Genomic DNA, 17,233 nt, shown 5'->3' with positions numbered 1-17,233 from the left:
ACTCACGTGAGCGTGCGGCGCCGAGTCTGAGCGTGCCGAGTGGCTGGCCCGGCAGGTCGGGCTGCAGCCGATCGGGCCGGTGGAGGGGGGCTGGTAGCCGGCGGCAGTGCTTCGGCCCCTCGTCGACAGTGGTGCCCATGCGCCCACCGCACGTCAGCCGTCGTGGTCCGGAGGGCGGCGGGACCCGCGATGATGAACGCATGGGGAGCCGAACCGAACAACTGACGCACGCGCTGGAGCGAGCCGGGCTTGAGCGGGTGGGAACCTGGTACGTGGACCGGGGGATGCCGCCGAACTGCGCACGCCGGTTGCTCGCATGGGCGGCGCCGGCGCCGGCCGCCGTGCTGCATCGCACGGCCGCGGAAGCGTTCCGGGCGGAGTGGCGGCGACTGATCGGCGCGGCGGGGCTGGCTGATCGGGACGGGGTCGTGCTCGTCGACGGCGGGCAGGCGGTGTGGGCGTACGTCCGGCTGGACACGGAAGCGGACCCGTACGCACTGCTGGGCGCCGGGGCGGGCGACGGCGACGGGTTCCAGACGATGTCGACGGACGGTGAGACGCTGCTCGCTGTGACCGTGGCGGGGGAGGAACTCCGGCTCTCTGTCCTGGACCGCCTGAGCGAGCGGAACGAGCAGGCGGCGCGCGAGGCCGTACGGGAAACGGCGCAGGAACGCGACGCGGCATGGGCCTCGCTGTTCGAGCCTTTCGAGAAACACGCGACGGTCGAAGAAGCCGCGGCAGCCGAAGAAGCCGCGGCAGCCGAAGAACCCGTGGAAGGCGGACTGTCCGAGCCGCTCCGCCGCGCGTGGGCCTATGGGCTCGCGCGGAACAGGACCGTGCCGGCCCGGCTCCGGCACGGGCTGCTGGGGCTGAACACCTGGAACCCGAACCTGTACAGGGATTTGCCGCCCGAAAGACTTGAGGCGGCCCTCACCCATCCGGAATGGAGGGTGCGCGCGACCTTGGCCGAGGTGCATCCGCATCTCACGGCGGAGCACTGGGAGCGCCTGGTCCTGGGCGAGGAGCTCGAGAAGCACCGCTGGATCCTGGCCCTGCTCGCCGCCGACCGGCGCGCGGAGCTCACCGACGAGACCTGCCGGCAGCTCGCCGCCGACCCGTCCACCCGGGTGCGGCAGGAGGCCGCACGTCTGACCGGCCTGCCCGTGCCGGTCCGCCTCGCCCTGGCGGCGGACCCCGACGGCACCGTACGGGCCACCGCCTGCCCGACGGCCTGGCCGTACCTGGACGACGCGCAGCGCCAGGCGCTCCTGGCCGACCCCGTGGCCGGGGTGCGGACCGCCGCTCGCCGTGCCCACCACCAGCAACACCCGGTCACGAAGGCGGACCTCGACGCGGGTGACCTGCCCGACGACGTCTTGGAAACGTGCCGCCTGGACCGGGAGCCGGCCGAACACCTCGTCCGCCACGGCGACCCCGCCCAGCGCGCCGCTCTCGCCGACAACCCGCACCTGGAGCCGGACCTGGTCGCCCAACTCGCCAGGGACGCGGACGCCCACGTGCGCCACCGGGTAGCCCTGCGCCCCGACCTCACGGAGCAGCAACGGGCTGCGATCGATTTCGAGTTCGACCCGGCCTCGCGATCGCAGCCGCTCCCGTGGGTCACCGCGCTCCACGACGATCCCGACGCCATGCGTCGCCTCGCCGTCTCCGCCCACCCGCTCGTCCGCAGAAGCGTCGCCCGCGCCCCGCACCTCCCGCAGGACGTGGTCGGGAAACTCGCGGCCGACGAAGACCGGGTCGTGCAGCTCTTCCTTGCGGAATCCTGCGAGGACGCGCCCGCCGACATGCTGCTCCGGGTCTGGAAGTGGTGGACCGGCAGCCTCAGCTTTCCCGGTCGCCCGCGCAGCCACCCGAACTTCCCGCGCGAAGGACTCCTGCGGTACGCCGACGACCCGGACCCGCGCATGCGGCAACTCGCACTGGACGACCCCCTGTCGTCCGCCGAGCTCGTGGAACGGTTCAGCCGGGACACGGCCACCGAGGTGCGCTACCGCGCCGCGACCGACCCGCGCCTGACGCCCGCCTCCGCCGTCCGCCTCCTCAGCGACCCCGAGCGACACATCCGGTCCGCCGTGCTCCGCGACCAGCCGCTGCCCGCGTCCCTCCTCGTGGAGATGTTGCGCGACGTGGAAACCGCCGACGATGCCGCGATGAATCCAGCTCTGCCTCGGGACGTTGTCGACCGGATGATCGCGCTCAGCAGTCAGGTTTCCCGGCAATAAGGCGCCGGGGACCGGCAGTTCGCGGAAGCCGTGGCGGCCGGTCGGCCGGCCGTGGGCAGCGCACGACGACCGGGTCACGTCGCCGCCCGCGGGCGATCATCGCCCCGACCGAAGCCGACCCGCAGGCCCCGCCGGCCGGCGCCTGACGCCCTGTCCGTCGCGGCGAGGGGAGAGTCGGTCGGCGGTTTCCGTCGACCGGCATGGCCGCCCCGGTCAGCCGATCGGTGGTGCGAGGTATTCCAGCGCGTAGCCCTCGCCGGAGGGGGTTACGCGGGCGATCCCGGGTGAATCGAGGTGGGCGCCGGCCACGAAGTGGTCCGGCTGGATCAGCCGTTCGAGGAGGGTCGCTCGCGCTGCGCGGGCCTGGGGCTGGTCGCCGTCGAACTCCCAGGCCACGTTCGGCCGATCGAACTGGAGCGTGGGTACGTGAACGGTGTCGCCCCAGACGAGAAGGCGGCCGGCGTCGCTCCTGACCTCGTAGACGGTGTGACCGGGTGTGTGACCCGGTGCCGGGATCGCGGTGGCCCAGTCGTTGATCGCGACCTCCTCCGATACGGGGACGACCCGCTCCCGGATCGGCTCGAGCCGCCCCGTGAACACCGATGTGTCACCCGCGCCGACCCACACGCGTTCGAGTTTGCCGAACGCCTCGGAGCCGTCCGGCGTGATCAGACCGCTCACGTGATCCTCGTGCTTGTGGGTGATGGCCACATCGGTGACGCACGAGCGGTCGATCCCCGCTTCGTCGAGCGCTTCGTAGATCAGTCCCACGGTGGGGTCGTGCCAGACGTCCGACGCACCGGTGTCGATGAGGACCGACCGCGTGCCGTCGGTGACGAAGAAGGCGTTGACCGACAGCCGCAAGTTGTCGCCGGCCAGCGGGACGGCGGCCGGCAGCACATCGAGCGTGCGCCCCTCCTCGTCGCGGAGCCGTGTCGGCGGCATGTCGATGTACCCGTCTCGCAACGAGATCACCTGCAGCTCGCCGAACGCGAACGTGGCGTGGTGCCGGCCACTCGAGATCAAACGCATGGAACCTCCGTCGAGTTGGGCGCACATCACGCGCCTCCGGATAGAAGAGTGCATCTTCTTCAGGAGAAACATTGCGCTGTGGGCAACGAAGTACCCGTCGATCGAGGAGCACGGTGGCCGAGCAAGGCGCAAAGGCGCCCGAACCACAGCACGGTGACGACCTGGCCGGCGCGTTCGGCGGTAACGTGCGGCGGCCCCGGGCGCGGGAGGGGCCGAGATGGTCCTCCACCACCTTCCCGCGCAGGTCTCCACCGGGCTGCTGCCCGCGTATCCGCAGGGTACGGAGAAACAAGTCGTGGTACTCGCAGGCACCGTCACCGTCACCGTCACCGTCGCGATCGGCGGAATCAGCGAACCCTGAGCGCAGGCGACTCCCTGTTCTTCCAGGCCGACGCGGACCACGGCTTCGCCAACCCGACGAACGCCGCCTGCGAATACGTCAAGGTCATCATGCGCAGGCCCTGAGCACCCGCAGAGCTCGCAACCCGGACCGGACCCGGCCTGATCGGGTAGCCCGGCGGGTGCGATGACGTCACGATGAGAGGGAGGGGGCCGACCTCGCAGTCGGCTGCCCACCTCCGGGCAGCCGGGGCAGCGGGTGGTCGAGGCCGCGGCCCCGGCGTGCAGACGTGTGCGGAGAGGACGACCCGATGGACCTGACGGACCCGACGGACGTCGCGTGGGACCTGCTCGTCTCGGGGCAGGCCGATGCCCGGCAGACCGTACTGCTGCTCCCCGGTGGGCTGAACGCCGCCCGGTCGTACGCCGAGGTGATGGCCGAGCCCGCGCTCGCCCACACCCGACTGGTCGCCGCGACGCTGCCTGGCCACTGCGGAACGGCACCACCGGAGGACTTCACGATCGGCACCCTGGTCCGGCACACGGCCCGGCTGGCCGACGAGCAGGCCTGCGACGTGGTGGTGGGATTCAGCATGGGCGCCACGGTCGCGCTCGAGATGGTCGCGACCGGCGCGTTCACCGGCCCGACCGTTTTGGTGGGCAGCAGCATGTCGCCCGCGGACGAACCCGCGTTCTTCCGGGCGATCTGCCGGCTGGGCGACGTCCTCGGCCCCCTTCCCGCCGCCGCCCTGCTGAAGCTCATGGGCCCGGCCTCGAAAGGCATGCGGGTGTCGCCCGAGCGCCGGGCCGAACTGCTCGCCGACCTGCAAGGCAACGATCCCCGCACGGTGCGCCGCATCTTCCGGGCCTACCTGGACTACCTCGGCGGCCATGAGCACACGGCCGCGCGCCTGTGTGCGGCCGGAGTACCGGTCTGGGTCGTGCACGCGGAGAAGGGGGACGGCGGGCTCACCGCCGACGAGCGGCGCACGTTGGAGGCGTGCCCGCATGCGACGGTGGTCACGATCCCCGGCACCAGCTACTTCCTCCCCAACGAGGAGCCGCGACGGATCGCGGAGCTCGTGGTGGATGCGCTGGCCGCCGCGGGACTGGGGCCTCGCTGAGGCCGACTCTTCTCGACGTGCCTGTTGCGTGTGACGGACCTGGCCGGACGGCCGTCGAAACGAGCCCGGTGGGCCGTGAGGCGTGCCCGCTTCCCGGCCCACCGGGCCACGCTCTTATGGCACCTCGGACGCCGGCTGCCGCGGTGTAGCGGGCGATGACGTCGTCCCAGTTGACGAGGTTCCGGAGCTTGGTGACGTAGTCGGGACGGACGGTCTTGTACGGCAGGTAGGAGGGGTGCTCCCAGGCGTCGAAGACCAGCAGCGGGGTGGTGCCCTGGCCGACGTCGCCGTGGCGTTCGTAGACCTGCTCCACCATCAGGCGCTTGCCGAGCGGCCCCCGTGGCTACCGCTTTGCGGCGCCCGCGGCCGGGCTGCGGGTCGCCTCCGTCGTGGCATTCAGGAGGCGGGGCGGCTGCGGTGTCACCCGGAGGTGCAGGGCGGCGAGGAGCAGGCAGAGCGCGGCCATCGTGGACCACAGCGTGGCCGTCCCCGTACGGGCCAGCAGCTGGGTGCCGAGGACGGGGGCGAGCGTCGCGGCGACGCCCCAGCTGGTGCCGAAGACGGCCAGGTACCGGCCGGTTGCGCCGGGCGGTGCGAGGTCGGTGACGAGCGCGTAGATGCGGCCCATGACCAGCAGGTCGCCCAGGCTCCACACGGCGGCCGCGACGAGCAGTGCGGGCAGGGTGCGGGCGAGGGCGTAGCCGGTCAGGCCGGCGGCCAGGAGGAGATGGGCGAGGGCGAGCGCGGCGGGCGTCGTGAGCCTGCTCGTCCAGGGCAGCCGGATCAGCGGCTGCGCGAGCACGGTGGTCGCCGCGGTGGCGGTGAACAGCAGTCCGGCGTCGGCGGCGGGCAGGCCCAGTCGTGTGAGCGCCAGTGGCATGGTCATCACGGTCTGCTGGTTGATCAGCGCGTAGGCGGTTCCGGTGGCCAGAACGCTCAGCAGGGCTCGGTCCCTCAGCGGTCGCACGGTGGTGCGGTCGTGGTCCGCTGCGCGCGGTGCCGGACGGTCATGGGGAAGGGCGAGCCGGATCAGCAGCGCACAGGCCAGGCAGGTGACGGCGTCCGTGACGAAGAGCCATCGCAGGTCCCAGCGGCCGACGAGCGCGGCGAGCAGCCCGGCGCCCATGCCGCCTGCCGCGAGCGCGGCGCTGAACAGGCTGAACGCGCGCACTCGTTGCCGTTCCGGGACGGACTCACCGATGATCGCCTGGCTGGGTGGCTCGTAGAGCTCGAAGGCCAGGCCGAGCAGTACCGCCCCGGTGACCGCCCACGCGAGCGATGTCGAGGCCGCGATCGCCAGCTGCGCCACGGCGCATCCGCAGAGGCCGAGCACGATGGTCGTGCGCCGGCCGATGCCGTCGGCCAGTCGTCCCCCGGCCAGCCGTGAGGGGATGGTCGCGAGCCCGAAGGCGGCGCTGACCAGCCCGGCGGTGGTCAGGCTCGCGCCGTGGTCGGCGGAGATGAGCGCGGTGAGAAAGGGCAGCGAGAAGGCGCCGAGTCGGTTGACGATCCGGGCGAGCAGCAGCAGGCGGACGGTGCGGGGCAGCGGTTCGGAGCGCGGCACAGCGCCTCCCGTCACTGGTCAATCGTCTATTGTCGGTGACGGACACCGTAGGCGGGTGAAAGGTAACTGGTCAAGTGTTGTTCGACAGTCACATGCGTGCCCTGCTCGATGCCTCGGTGGCGCTCGTCAACGCGCTGACCGACGGCCAGGCCCGCGGCCGCCAGTACCTCGCTCCCCAGGGCGCCGAGCGCGTCGGTGCGGTCCGCGCGGCGCTCTCCGCCGGGGCGGACCTCGGACCCGACGACGCCGACCGGCTGGCCGAAACCGCCCGCGCCCTGCGCACCGTGTTCGAAGCCGTGGCCGCCGGCCGCCTCGACGACGCGGCTCCCGCCCTCAACACGCTGCTGTACGAGACCGGCGCCCGCCCCCAGCTCGACCGGGCCCCCGGGGAGCCGTGGCAGGTCCACTTCCACGGCGCGGACGACTCCTACGCCGTCGGCTGGAGCGCCGGCTGCGCCACCGGCCTCGCCATGGCCCTCGGCGGCGACTACTCCGGCCGCCTCGGCGTCTGCGCGGCGCCGCGCTGCGACCGCGTCTACGTGGACACGTCCCGCAACGCCGGCCGCCAGTTCTGCTCGACGGCCTGCCAGAACCGGGTCAAGGCAGCGGCGTTCCGCGCGAGGCGCGCGAGCGACGAGGGGTGAGCGGCCCTCTCTGCGCCGAGGCTGCCGGGACGTCCGCACGGATGTCCGGTCCCGGCCCCGGGGCACGCACCCACGCGAGCCCGGTAGGTACTCCAGCCATAGATCGTGATCTTCAGGTCTGATGCGCGGCTTGTCGGCGGTCACGGCCGGCCTGGGCTCGGGCCAGTGCTCGCGCGGCGGGTCCGACAGCAGCCCCAGCACCAAGGCCCTCACCCGATGCCGGAGTTCAGCCCGCGCGAACCGGCCCGCTCTCCGGGACATCAGGACCTCGCACGCCTCCCGCCGGCGGGCAGGGACTACGCTGTGACTCGCGGACCACCGCATGATCCTCAGTCTGCACACACCGATGATCAACGGTGGCCGCGCCCGCCTTCACCGCCCCTCGGTCACGACGTGCGAAGACGGGGCCGCATCCTTCCGTGTCCCGCACGGGGCACGCAGCGTTCGCCCGCCGTCTCGTGCCAGGAGGACACATGCAACGCGGTGAAGTCTGGTGGGTCGACTTCGAGGAGCGACGCCCGGTCGTGCTGCTCTCGGACGAGGAGCCATCCGGGTTTCAGGCGATGCAGGTCGTTGCGCCGGCGGGCGTCGACATCAGCGGCCTGGGCGTTGAAGTGGCCGTAGGAGCCCCGGAAGGACTGCCCTTCGAAGGCGTGCTGCGGTTCGCGTTCCCGCGTCCAGGCTTCACTCCGTGCACATGGCTGACCGCCGTGGCCCGGGACGACCTGATCGAGCGGGCGGGCGTTTTGTCCTCCGTGAAGCTCAGCGAGGTCGGAGAAGCCCTCCGTGCCGCGGGAGAGCGGAGGGAATGGACCCCGATGACGGCTGCCAGGATCAGCGAGATCAGAGAAGCCCGCCGTCTCGAAGGACTTGGGTAGCGGACGCCTGTGCGGCCCAGCTCGACCTCGTCGACGACTGACCGCCGCCCCCTCTCCGTCGCACTCCAACAAAAGATCATGATCTACGGCTGGAGAACTAGCCGTCCCCACGGCCGTAGCGTTCTCTGCGCCACGACACCTGCTCGGCGGTCATGGACGACGAGATCTTGTGCACGTCGCCGACGAGGTCGTTGCCGCGCCGTCGGTGCCGCCCCCACTCGCGTTCCCGGAGAGCCGTCACGGACACCTGGGACGCCGGCTGCCAGTGCAGGGAGAAGGCCGGGCCATTGGCGTCCGGGACGTCCTCCAGGCGCACGCCGCGGTTCGCCAGCAGATGTCGCAGTTTGTCGAAGCGGAGGTGACGGTCGAAGCGGCCGTATCGCTCGCGAATCGCCTCGTTGACGATGCTGCTGCCCCAGTGCGAGAGCCGATGCACCTGCAGGGAGAAGTGGTGGCCTTCCCACGGGTGGTCGGGTGATTCCCGGAGCCAGAAGAACTCGACCAGTCCGTAGTCGCGCCACATGCTGTGGTCGTCGAGGGAGTTCTCGGCGAAGTCGGAACCCAAGAGGGCGGTGACCTGGTCGGGACCGTCCGTCGGTTTGGCGCCGAGCACCGTTCCGGACGTGACCACGTCGACGTAGAACGCGAGGGAGTGCGGAGTCAGCTGCTCTCTCCTTGACCGGGTTGAGGAAGCCAGGGAAGCCGGGAAGCCGGGAAGCCGGGAAGGCCGACCTCGGCGCATGTGGCGACACGGTGCCGCGAAGATCCGACCGGCAGGCCCTACGCCCGGTTGCGCGGGTGGTCGCGCGCCGTGCGCTCGTTGCCGTGCTTGTAGGCGCCGGTCCAGCGGGCCATCACCAGTTGGGCGTCCCCCGCCTCGACCTCCGCAAGGAACTTCCGGGCACGCGTGCCGCGCAACGTACCGGCCGGACGGCCCTGGTGGGTGATGGTCACGGTGCCGTCAGGGCGGTGGGCGAACACGAATCCGAAGGGTCTTGGCATGGCCGGGATAGTAGGCAGCCGGGCCCGGAATCCGCATCCGCATTTCGCTCAGCGAGCACCGGCGTCGCCGACATGGCCGCCTGCCAGCGCCGCCCGACGGAACGGCGAGACGTACAACTTCGCGAAGAGCCAGTGCCTCGACGGGGGCGGCGGCTGGGTCAGCACCTGGGACTGCAACGGTTCCCCGGCGCAGATCTGGCAGGACATCGCCCTGACGCCGGCTCGGTGGCGGGCCGGCCTCCCTCGACGAGCAGAGTTGGGGGCTGCCCCGAACAGAGTTGGGGGCAGCCCGGACAACGCCTCGATCCGCCACCGACCTCGGGCCGGAGGCTACTCGGCCGGACGGCGTCCCCAGGCCGAGATCAGCGGCGCGAGTGTCAAGTCGAGTTCGCCCGCGTGGATGGCGGCCAGGTGTGCGTCGATCTCGGCGTCGTCGGTCAGGCCGGCCGCGATCAGCTCGCCGCGCACGTGCCGGATGGTCGCCGCCTCCAGCCGGTCACAGGCAAGCCCGCCGACCGGGAACGTGCCCGCCGCGGCGACATCCACCAAGCCGGCCTCACGCAAGGCCCGCGGCAGCGTCCGCCCGTAGCGAAGGTCCGCGCCGCGGCGCACCAGGAGCTCCCGGACCGCGTCGCGCAGCCGGTTGGCCCGCCGCTGCGCAGGGCCGCTTTCGTCGAGGCATGCCAGTGGCTGCAGAGCGGTGTCGGCGTCCTCGATCAGCAGCCAGCCGCCGGGCCGTAGCGCTGCCGCCATCGTGGCCAACGCGCGGGCCCGGTCGGGTACGTGGACCAGCACGAGCCGGGCGTGCACCAGATCGAACGTCCCCGGCTCCGGGGGCGGATCAGCGACGACGTCGTGCTGGCGCACCTCGTACCCGTCGCCTGCCTTCAGCCACGACGGGTTGATGTCCGTGGCCAGCACGTAACCGGTCGGCCCCACGGCCGCCGCGAGCGCCTCGGGGATCCCGGGGCCACCGGCCCCCACCTCCCAGCAGCGCGAGCCGGCCCCGACCCCCAGTCGATCGAAGTGTCCGCGCGTCACACCGTCGAACAGCTCGGCCAACCAGACGAATCGCTCGCCCGCCTCGGCGCGCGCGTTGTCCAGCAGGTACCCGCGGGCGGGAGTGGACGCTCCGCCGGGCGAGTCGGTCCCGCCTGTCGGATCCGGTCGGCCATCGACGTGCGGCGGGCGGGGAGAAGAGGTCATGACTCCATGGTCGACCTTCGCGGGCCACCGGCGCCACGACGACGGGGGAGGGATGTCTCACACACCCGGCGAACTCCTCAGCCCTACATCGCAGTTCGTGCACCGTTATCGTGGCCAATCACCGCACGGGCTCGGCCGGGAGTCGGTGAGCCGAGAGGAGAGCAAAGTGACTGCTGTGACTCGTTTGGTCACTTTCGTGGATCTGGACAAGGCTGCCACGGACGCCGCCCGGCATACGTCGGTGACCGCACGGCTTGAGGCTGTACTCGCTGATGACCGCAGCCTGGTGCTGCTGGACGACCGAGGGTGGAGCTGGACCTCATCGGCTCCGGCGGACACCCTGTCGCACATCTCGGTCGAGGAAGTCGAGAAGGAGGCACGGACGGTGGTCGGGCCGGACGAGCCGATCGGTGGCGAAACACACGAGCAGATGGCGGCGAGCCACTGGAACCTTCTGGCCGGCATCCTCACACGGCAGGGCGTGGACGCGGAAGCGCAGGAGTTGGAGGGGCTTTCGCATGATGTTGTGCTGAGCGAAGACCTGCGAGCGCTGATTCGGGACCGATGAGCATCGGCGCTCTCACGCGGACGCAAGGAATCGCTCCGCTGCTCCCGCGCAAGCTGTGCGGGAGCAACGGAGCGCTTCTTGTCTCCCTCGGGCCGCCCGCTTCGCCACACAGGACCGGCTGAAGGGGCAGCAGCCCGGAGCGGGACCGACGCCGTCGTGCGTACGGTCCCGTTGAGGGTTACCTGGCGAAGCCGTAGTCCAGCAGCTTCTTCACGTCGGCCGCCCGGTTCGCCTCGCTCGGCGCACCGAGTACCGCACCGATGACCGTCTTGCTACCGCGGGTGGCCGCGAAGACGAGGCAGTACTTCGCCTGCGGCCCTGAACCGGTCTTCACGCCGATCGCTCCGCTGTACGTGCTGAGGAGCTTGTTGGTGTTGGTCCACGACATGTACCGGTAACCACCGGTCTTGGTCGTCACCTTCTGGCTCGTCGTCTTCGTCTTGACGATGGTGCGGAACGTGGAGTTCTTCATCGCGCTGCTCGCGATCTTCGTCAGATCACGAGGGGTCGAGTAGTTCGACCCGTTGCCTATCCCGTCGAACGAGTCGAAGTGCGTGTTCGTCAGGCCCAGCCTCCTGGCCTCGGAGTTCATCTTTCCGATGAACGACTTCACCCGGTCCGCCCGCGTGGAGCCGGTTCCGAACTTGTCGGCCAGCGCGTAGGCGGCGTCACACCCTGACGGCAGCATGAGGCCGTAGAGGAGCTGCCGGACCGTCACCTTGTCCCCGACGATGAGGTGTGCCGATGAGGCGTTGTTGGAGACGATGTAGTCGCTGTAGGCCTTCTGGATCGTGACCTTGGCGTCGAGGTTGAGGTTCGTCTGGGCCAGCACCACCTTCGCCGTCATGATCTTCGTGGTGGAACCGGTCGACCGGCGGCTGTCCGCGGCCTTCCCGAACAGCGTCGTGCCCGTCCCGTCGTTCATGACGAAGCCGCCCGGAGCGGTGATGGACGGGGCGGGCGGCGTCGCGGCCTGCGCCTGCCCGGCGAAGAGGCCGCCGGCCAGTACGGCCGAGGTCGTGACCGCGACGGTCACGGCACGGCGCACACCCAGTGTCGTAGTTATCAAAATGCTCTGCCCTTGGTAGGAGTCGCTGTCGTACGGGTCCGCCGGGCCCGCACAAGCCTTGCGCGGGCGGCGAAGGCGAGCCGACCGGGTTCTGCCGGTCGGTGCCCGTGCCTGGCGTCGGGCCCGGCGCACAGAAGACGTACGAGGAGGCTCAACGGATGTACGGCTGGGCCGTGATCTTCCTCGCATTCCGACGCGCCCGGCAGCCAGACGACGGCTGCCGACCCGGCGGGGTGCCCACAGCCGGACGGGACGACGGGCACGGAGCGCTCTACCGATGGGACGTGTGGGCCGCGGCCCACCGCATCGGCGGCGGATGCTCGGACGCCGGCTTCGGAGGACCGTGTCCGACGGTCCGTGGGACAGCGCGCGCCGAACGGCGCGAAGCGCCCCCGCTCTGCCGCCGCCTGGGCCCCGACCTCGTCCCACGGCTGCCACGGCGGCCCGTACGGTTCGCGATCGACGGCGTAGGACCCTGCCTCCAGCAGCGGCGGGTGCAGCGTCTCCCAGTGGGTGTCGGCCAGGTGGATCGGCAATGCCACCTTCGACACCGTCGCCGTCAGGACCGCACCGCAGCCCGCACACCGCAGCAAGGGGTTTTCAGCGAGTGAGGCGTTCCCGCCCGCCGGGGTTGGACCAGTCGGGTTGACCCCGGCGGGCACCATGCCACAAACGCCCGGCTCATCGTCCCGCTCCGCCTACGGTGGTGTTCCTCGGCCGCTGCGGAGGTGGGTGCTGAATGGATCCGATCGTGATGGCCGCGGGAACGGCGCTGGTTTCCGCCATGGCCACCAGCGCGTGGGCGGAGGCCCGTGACGCGGTCGTCGCGCTGTGGCGCCGGGTGCACCCGGAACGGGCCGAACAGGTCCGCGTGGATCTCGAAGCGGTCCGGGTCGACGTGCTGGAGGCGCGCCGGACGAGCGACCACGCGGCTGAGGAGGCGCTGGTCGGCACCTGGCGGACCGAACTGCAACGACTGGTCCGTGCAGACCCGTCGCTGGCGGCCGACGTACGGCGGCTGCTGGACGAGCGGCTCGCTCCGGCTCTGCCCAGAGAGGAGCGGACGCGGATCGGGAAGCTGGTGATGAGCGCCGAAGCGTCCGGGCACGCACGCGTGTACCAGGCGGGCCGGGACCAGCACATCACCGGACAGGACTGAGCCCCGGACATGGCTGAGCCCCCGGACCCGACTGAGCCCCCGGAGCCGACCGGTCCCGAGGACGGCGAGCCGGGCCTCCACGCCTGGGGCGCCGACCGCAGCCGCATCTTCCAGGCGGCCCGCGACCAGTACGTGGCCGAGCGGGACTTGCACGTCCACTACGAGGACGGGGTACGTCGGACCCGGCGGACCGTCGGGGGCGGGGCCGCGTCGCAGGGTGCGCAATGCCCGTATCCGGGACTCGCGCCCTTCGGCGCCGAACAGGCGCGCTGGTTCTTCGGCCGGGACCGGCCGACCGCACAGCTGCTGATCCAGGTCGACCAGCGCCTGTTCACCGGCGGACCCCTCGTGGTGACCGCCCCTTCCGGGGCCGGCAAGTCCTCCCTCCTGCGGGCAGGCCTGCTACCGGCGATCCGTCACGGTGCGCTGCCCGTCGAGGGCTCCGCCGACTGGCCCCAGGTGCTGATCACCCCTACCGCACAGCCGATGGCCGCACTGGTCGCGGGCGTGGAGGAGAGTACGGGGCTGAGCCTGCGGGACGTCGGGGCCGCCGCGAGCTCCGCGGCGGGATCCCTACGGCTCCGCGCGGCGTTGAACGGCGTGGCCGGTGCCCAAGGCGGACGGCTGGTGGTGGTCGTCGACCAGCTGGAGGAACTGTTCACCCTGGGGGCCGACGAACGGGAGCAGCACGCCTTCCTCGACCTGCTCGCCGCGCTGGCGGAGGTCGGGCCCGGCGGGCAGGGCCCCGACGCGGTGGTCGTGTACGGGCTGCGCTCCGACTTCTACACCCCTTGCGCCGGCTTCCCCCAACTGCGCGACGCCCTGCGACACGGCCAGTTGCTGCTCGGACCGATGACGCGGGACGAACTGCGGGAGGCGATCCAGTTCCCGGCCCGGGATGTAGGACTGGAGGTGGAGCCCGGCCTCGTCGAACTCCTGCTGCGCGACCTCGGGGCGGACGCGTACGGTGCGGACGTGGCGGAGAGCGCCGGCCCTCCGGGAGACCCGACGGCGAAGACCGACCGGACCGAGGCACCCGAGCCACCCGGGTCACCGGAGCCACCCGGGTCACCCGAGCCACCCGGGTCACCCGAGCCACCTGGGTCACCCGAGCTGTCCGGGGCCTCCGAGGCCTCGGAAGCCGGCGCCTACGAGGTCGGGCGGCTGCCGTATCTGGCCCACGCCCTGCGCGCCACCTGGCAGCAGCGGCACGGCCACACCCTGACCGTCGACGGCTACCGGGCCACCGGCGGCATCCACCAGGCCATCGCGACCACCGCCGAACGGCTCTTCGGATCCCTGGGCCCCGAGGAGCAGCAGGCCGCACGAACCCTCTTCCTGCGCCTGGTGAGGGTCGGCGAAGGCACCCAGGACACCCGCCGCCGGCTGCCCCGCACCGCCCTGGCGGACATCGGCGCCGACCCCGACACCGTCACCACGGTCCTCGACGCCTACACCCGCGGACGCCTGCTGACCCAGCGTCAGGACACCGTCGAGATCAGCCACGAGGCCCTGCTGCGCGCCTGGCCCCGCCTGCGCCACTGGATCGACGCGGACCGGACCGGCCTGCTGATCCGGCAGCAACTCGAACAGGCCGCCGCCGAATGGGCCGGCGCCGGCCGCGACCCGGGCCTGCTCTACCGCGGCATCCGCCTGCAGGCGGCCCGTGACTGGGCCGACCGACCAAATGACGACCACCGCCCGAGCCCTGCCGCAGCCGCGTTCCTGGCCGCGTCGACCCGGAACGCACGGCGCTCCACGCGGGTCCGGCACATGGTGATCGCCGGTCTGACGGCGCTGGTACTCATCGCCACCGCCGCGGCCGTGGTGGCCCTGCAACAGCGTTCCACCGCGAGGGACCGGCAGCGGGTCGCCACCGCACGGCAGCTCCTCGCCCAGGCCGACGCGGCCCTGGAGACCGATCCCCGCACCGCCCTGCGCCTCGGCATTGCCGCCCACCGGCTCCATCCCGACGCGGACACCTACGCGGCGCTGCAGAGGACGCTCACCACGACGGCGTACGCCGGCCGGCTCGTCGGAAACAACAGCCAGGTCAGCGGGATCACGTACTCCCACAGCGGCCGGTACCTGGCGGCCGCCTTCGCACAGGGCGGCGTCATCCTCTGGGACCTGACCGACCCATTGCGCCCCCGCCGGCTCGGGGAACGCCTGGCCATCCCGGGAGCTGACGGGGCCGATACGGTCGCGTTCTCGGCGGACGACCGCCGGCTCGCCGCGGCCGACTACGGGGGAGGCGCCGCGATCTGGGATCTGACCGACCCGCGGCACCCTCGCCGGACGGGCGCCCTGCCCGCCGCGGACGACCCGGACGCGGGGGTGAACGCCTGGCTCTCGCCGGACGGCACCATGCTCCTCCGGTCGGGCAAGGCCGCACCAGCACTGCAGCTGTGGAATCTGACCGACCCGGCCCGGATCCGTCCGTACGGACCGCCGGTCGCGGTCTACCCCGAACCGGTCGCCGCGCTCGGCTTCTCCGCGGACGGCACCGTGATGGCCGCCGCCCCCGGCACCACGAAGGACAACCCCGTCACGCTCTGGGACATGCGGCGGCCCGAGACGCCTCGGCCGCTCGGCCGGATCGCTCCCGCCGAGTTCGACGCCGTACACAGGCTCTCGTTCTCCGCCGACGGCAAGACACTGGCGGTCAGCGGATTCCGCTACGGCCCCACGCTGTGGAACGTGAGCGACCCGCTCCATCCGCGTCCGGCAGGCCGACTCGACCAGGCCACATTCGGCGCGAGGGCGACGTTCGCGCCCTGGGGAGCCGTTCTGGCCACCACGGGGGACCGGGACAGCGGGCTGCAGCTGTGGGACGTCCGGCACAGCGCCTATCCCCGCCAGATCGACCGCCTGACCGCCGGCCGGGACGACTTCAGCATGGCCTTCGCCCCGGACGGCCGAGGGGCGGCGAGCGGCGACGGCGCCGGAGTGATCACCCTGTGGAACATCGAACGCGCCGGTCACCCGCGGCCCTTCGGCCCGCCAGTCGTCGCCGGCACGGGAAGGCTTCCGGAGATCTCGGCCTTGGACATCTGCACGGACGGCACGATGCTCGCAACCGGCAGCCGGGACGGCACGGTCGTCCTGTGGGAGATCGCCGACCGCGCCCGGCCACGCCGGCTCGGCACGCTCACCGGACACGCCGGACACCAGGTGACCGCTGTCTCCTTCGCCCCTGACGGCCGGACGCTGGCCACGGCGGACGCGGAGGGCAGCGTCCTGCTGTGGGACCTGACCGACCGCGCCCGTCCCCGGCGCCTGGCACCCCCGCTCACCGGCTCGCCGGGCGCCGTCCGGTCACTGGTGTTCTCGGCCGACGGCAGGACGCTCGTGGTCGGCGCTGACGAGGCGACGGACTTCTGGGACGTGGCGGACAGAGGCACGCCGCACCACAGGGCGAAGGTACTCGAACGCCAGAGCGTGCTGGGGGTCTGGCGGGTCCTCGACGGTCGCCTGCTGGCTCTCCTCGCCGGGTCGGGAGCCGGATCGGCGACGCGCAGCCCCGATCCCGAGCCGACCGTCACCTTCTCCGACAGCGAAGGCGTGCTGCTGCCGGTTCCTTCGGGCGAGCCGAGCGCCACCGACCCCTTCGGCTTCCCCGACCCCGGTGACCCCAACGGCGCCCGGCTGTGGGACATCACCGATCCTGCCCACCCCCGTCAACTGGGGCAGGCACTCCAGGGCCACGAAGAGGCGGTGACGCGGGCAGCCATGTCCCCGGCGGGCGACCTGCTGATCACCAGCGACGCGGCGGGGACCGCCCTCCTCTGGAACCTCGAGGACCCGGATCACCCCCGGGGCCTGGGCGATCCGCTCACCCCGCCAGGGACCGGCGGGCCGCTCGCCGTGGCCTTCGCGCCCTCGGCCGGCCTCCTGGCGACCAGTGGAAGCGGCGTGAGCGCACTGCTCTGGGACCTCGGCGACCGGGCCCGGCCCCGGCAGCTCGGAACGGCCCTTGCGGCGAACCTCGAGGCCGTCGAGCTGGCGGAGTTCTCCGCCGACGGAAAGCTCCTCGCGACCGCCGACAGCGGCGGGGGCGTCGTCCTCTGGGACCTCGGACCCACCTATGACCTGCGCGAGCACCTCGACCGGACGGCTTGTCTGGTTGCCGGCGGCGGGCTGGAGCGCGCCGAATGGACCCGCTACCTGTCCACTCCCGGCTACCGCGACACCTGCCCGACTGACGGCCCGCTCCGGGGACGCCCGCCCGTCGTCACGGATGGGCTCCACCTGCACCGCGGCTACCAGCCGCTCGCCTGACCGACCGGTCGTGAGACTGCCGGGTCGATCCACAGAACTGACGATCCGTCGTTCGCTGCCCGTCGTCCGCAGCTGAGACCACCTTCCGGCCCGCCGGCCGCCCAGCGGGGATCACTCACCGCGC

14 protein-coding genes and 1 pseudogene are annotated in these 17,233 nt (G+C 72.0%); 8 read left to right on the top strand and 7 right to left on the bottom strand.

Features of this window, described 5'->3' with window-relative positions; translation table 11 throughout:
* Nucleotides 1-200: 200 nt before the first annotated feature.
* A complete protein-coding gene (locus ACWEJX_RS15590; protein ID WP_451607968.1) occupies nucleotides 201-2,243 on the top strand; it encodes a PE-PGRS family protein in 2,043 nt (680 codons plus the stop codon).
* A 213-nt stretch (nucleotides 2,244-2,456) separates the two neighbouring features.
* Here ACWEJX_RS15590 and ACWEJX_RS15585 read toward each other — a convergent pair whose 3' ends face one another.
* Complete coding sequence (locus tag ACWEJX_RS15585; protein ID WP_451607967.1) at nucleotides 2,457-3,347, bottom strand: MBL fold metallo-hydrolase; 891 nt, start codon at nucleotides 3,345-3,347, stop codon at nucleotides 2,457-2,459.
* Nucleotides 3,348-3,492: 145 nt separating this feature from the next.
* On the opposite strand from ACWEJX_RS15585, the gene ACWEJX_RS15580 reads away from it, so the two are divergent.
* Both ACWEJX_RS15580 and ACWEJX_RS15575 read left to right on the top strand, forming a co-directional pair.
* A complete protein-coding gene (locus tag ACWEJX_RS15580; RefSeq protein ID WP_451607966.1) occupies nucleotides 3,493-3,636 on the top strand; it encodes a hypothetical protein in 144 nt (47 codons plus the stop codon).
* A 289-nt stretch (nucleotides 3,637-3,925) separates the two neighbouring features.
* Nucleotides 3,926-4,738: an alpha/beta fold hydrolase gene (locus ACWEJX_RS15575; protein WP_451607965.1), complete on the top strand. Its 813-nt coding sequence runs from the start codon at nucleotides 3,926-3,928 to the stop codon at nucleotides 4,736-4,738.
* A gap of 130 nt (nucleotides 4,739-4,868) precedes the next feature.
* On the opposite strand, the pseudogene ACWEJX_RS15570 reads toward ACWEJX_RS15575, so the two are convergent.
* Nucleotides 4,869-5,072: pseudogene (locus ACWEJX_RS15570) on the bottom strand (Fe-Mn family superoxide dismutase); the annotation flags it as partial.
* 9 nt (nucleotides 5,073-5,081) lie between these two features.
* Nucleotides 5,082-6,317, bottom strand: a complete 1,236-nt coding sequence (locus ACWEJX_RS15565) for an MFS transporter (RefSeq protein WP_451607964.1) — start codon at nucleotides 6,315-6,317, stop codon at nucleotides 5,082-5,084.
* A gap of 59 nt (nucleotides 6,318-6,376) precedes the next feature.
* Here ACWEJX_RS15565 and ACWEJX_RS15560 point away from each other — a divergent pair, with 59 nt between their 5' ends.
* Both ACWEJX_RS15560 and ACWEJX_RS15555 read left to right on the top strand, forming a co-directional pair.
* Nucleotides 6,377-6,946, top strand: coding sequence for a CGNR zinc finger domain-containing protein (locus tag ACWEJX_RS15560; protein WP_451607963.1), 570 nt, complete (start codon nucleotides 6,377-6,379; stop codon nucleotides 6,944-6,946).
* Nucleotides 6,947-7,419: 473 nt separating this feature from the next.
* Nucleotides 7,420-7,824, top strand: coding sequence for a type II toxin-antitoxin system PemK/MazF family toxin (locus tag ACWEJX_RS15555; protein ID WP_451607962.1), 405 nt, complete (start codon nucleotides 7,420-7,422; stop codon nucleotides 7,822-7,824).
* Between the two features lie 97 nt (nucleotides 7,825-7,921).
* Here ACWEJX_RS15555 and ACWEJX_RS15550 read toward each other — a convergent pair whose 3' ends face one another.
* From ACWEJX_RS15550 to ACWEJX_RS15540, 3 genes are all read right to left on the bottom strand, one after another.
* On the bottom strand, nucleotides 7,922-8,488 hold the full coding sequence (locus ACWEJX_RS15550; protein ID WP_451608012.1) for a hypothetical protein: 567 nt from the start codon (nucleotides 8,486-8,488) through the stop codon (nucleotides 7,922-7,924).
* A gap of 116 nt (nucleotides 8,489-8,604) precedes the next feature.
* Nucleotides 8,605-8,826, bottom strand: a complete 222-nt coding sequence (locus ACWEJX_RS15545) for a hypothetical protein (RefSeq protein ID WP_451607961.1) — start codon at nucleotides 8,824-8,826, stop codon at nucleotides 8,605-8,607.
* Nucleotides 8,827-9,156: 330 nt separating this feature from the next.
* On the bottom strand, nucleotides 9,157-10,032 hold the full coding sequence (locus ACWEJX_RS15540) for a methyltransferase domain-containing protein (protein ID WP_451607960.1): 876 nt from the start codon (nucleotides 10,030-10,032) through the stop codon (nucleotides 9,157-9,159).
* Between the two features lie 196 nt (nucleotides 10,033-10,228).
* On the opposite strand from ACWEJX_RS15540, the gene ACWEJX_RS15535 reads away from it, so the two are divergent.
* Nucleotides 10,229-10,600: a hypothetical protein gene (locus ACWEJX_RS15535; RefSeq protein WP_451607959.1), complete on the top strand. Its 372-nt coding sequence runs from the start codon at nucleotides 10,229-10,231 to the stop codon at nucleotides 10,598-10,600.
* Between the two features lie 178 nt (nucleotides 10,601-10,778).
* Here ACWEJX_RS15535 and ACWEJX_RS15530 read toward each other — a convergent pair whose 3' ends face one another.
* Entirely contained in the window at nucleotides 10,779-11,648 is an 870-nt protein-coding gene (locus ACWEJX_RS15530) for a D-alanyl-D-alanine carboxypeptidase family protein (protein ID WP_451607958.1), read from the bottom strand.
* A 760-nt stretch (nucleotides 11,649-12,408) separates the two neighbouring features.
* Between ACWEJX_RS15530 and ACWEJX_RS15525 the strand changes: the two genes are divergently transcribed.
* Together ACWEJX_RS15525 and ACWEJX_RS15520 are read left to right on the top strand one after the other, a co-directional pair.
* Nucleotides 12,409-12,828 (top strand): hypothetical protein, encoded by a 420-nt coding sequence (locus ACWEJX_RS15525; protein WP_451607957.1) that lies wholly within the window; start codon nucleotides 12,409-12,411, stop codon nucleotides 12,826-12,828.
* A 9-nt stretch (nucleotides 12,829-12,837) separates the two neighbouring features.
* Entirely contained in the window at nucleotides 12,838-17,109 is a 4,272-nt protein-coding gene (locus ACWEJX_RS15520; RefSeq protein WP_451607956.1) for an nSTAND1 domain-containing NTPase, read from the top strand.
* Nucleotides 17,110-17,233: the final 124 nt, after the last annotated feature.

It is taken from the genome of Streptomyces sp. NPDC004788, from assembly GCF_053601115.1.
This window is presented reverse-complemented; position numbering and strand designations above follow the sequence as displayed.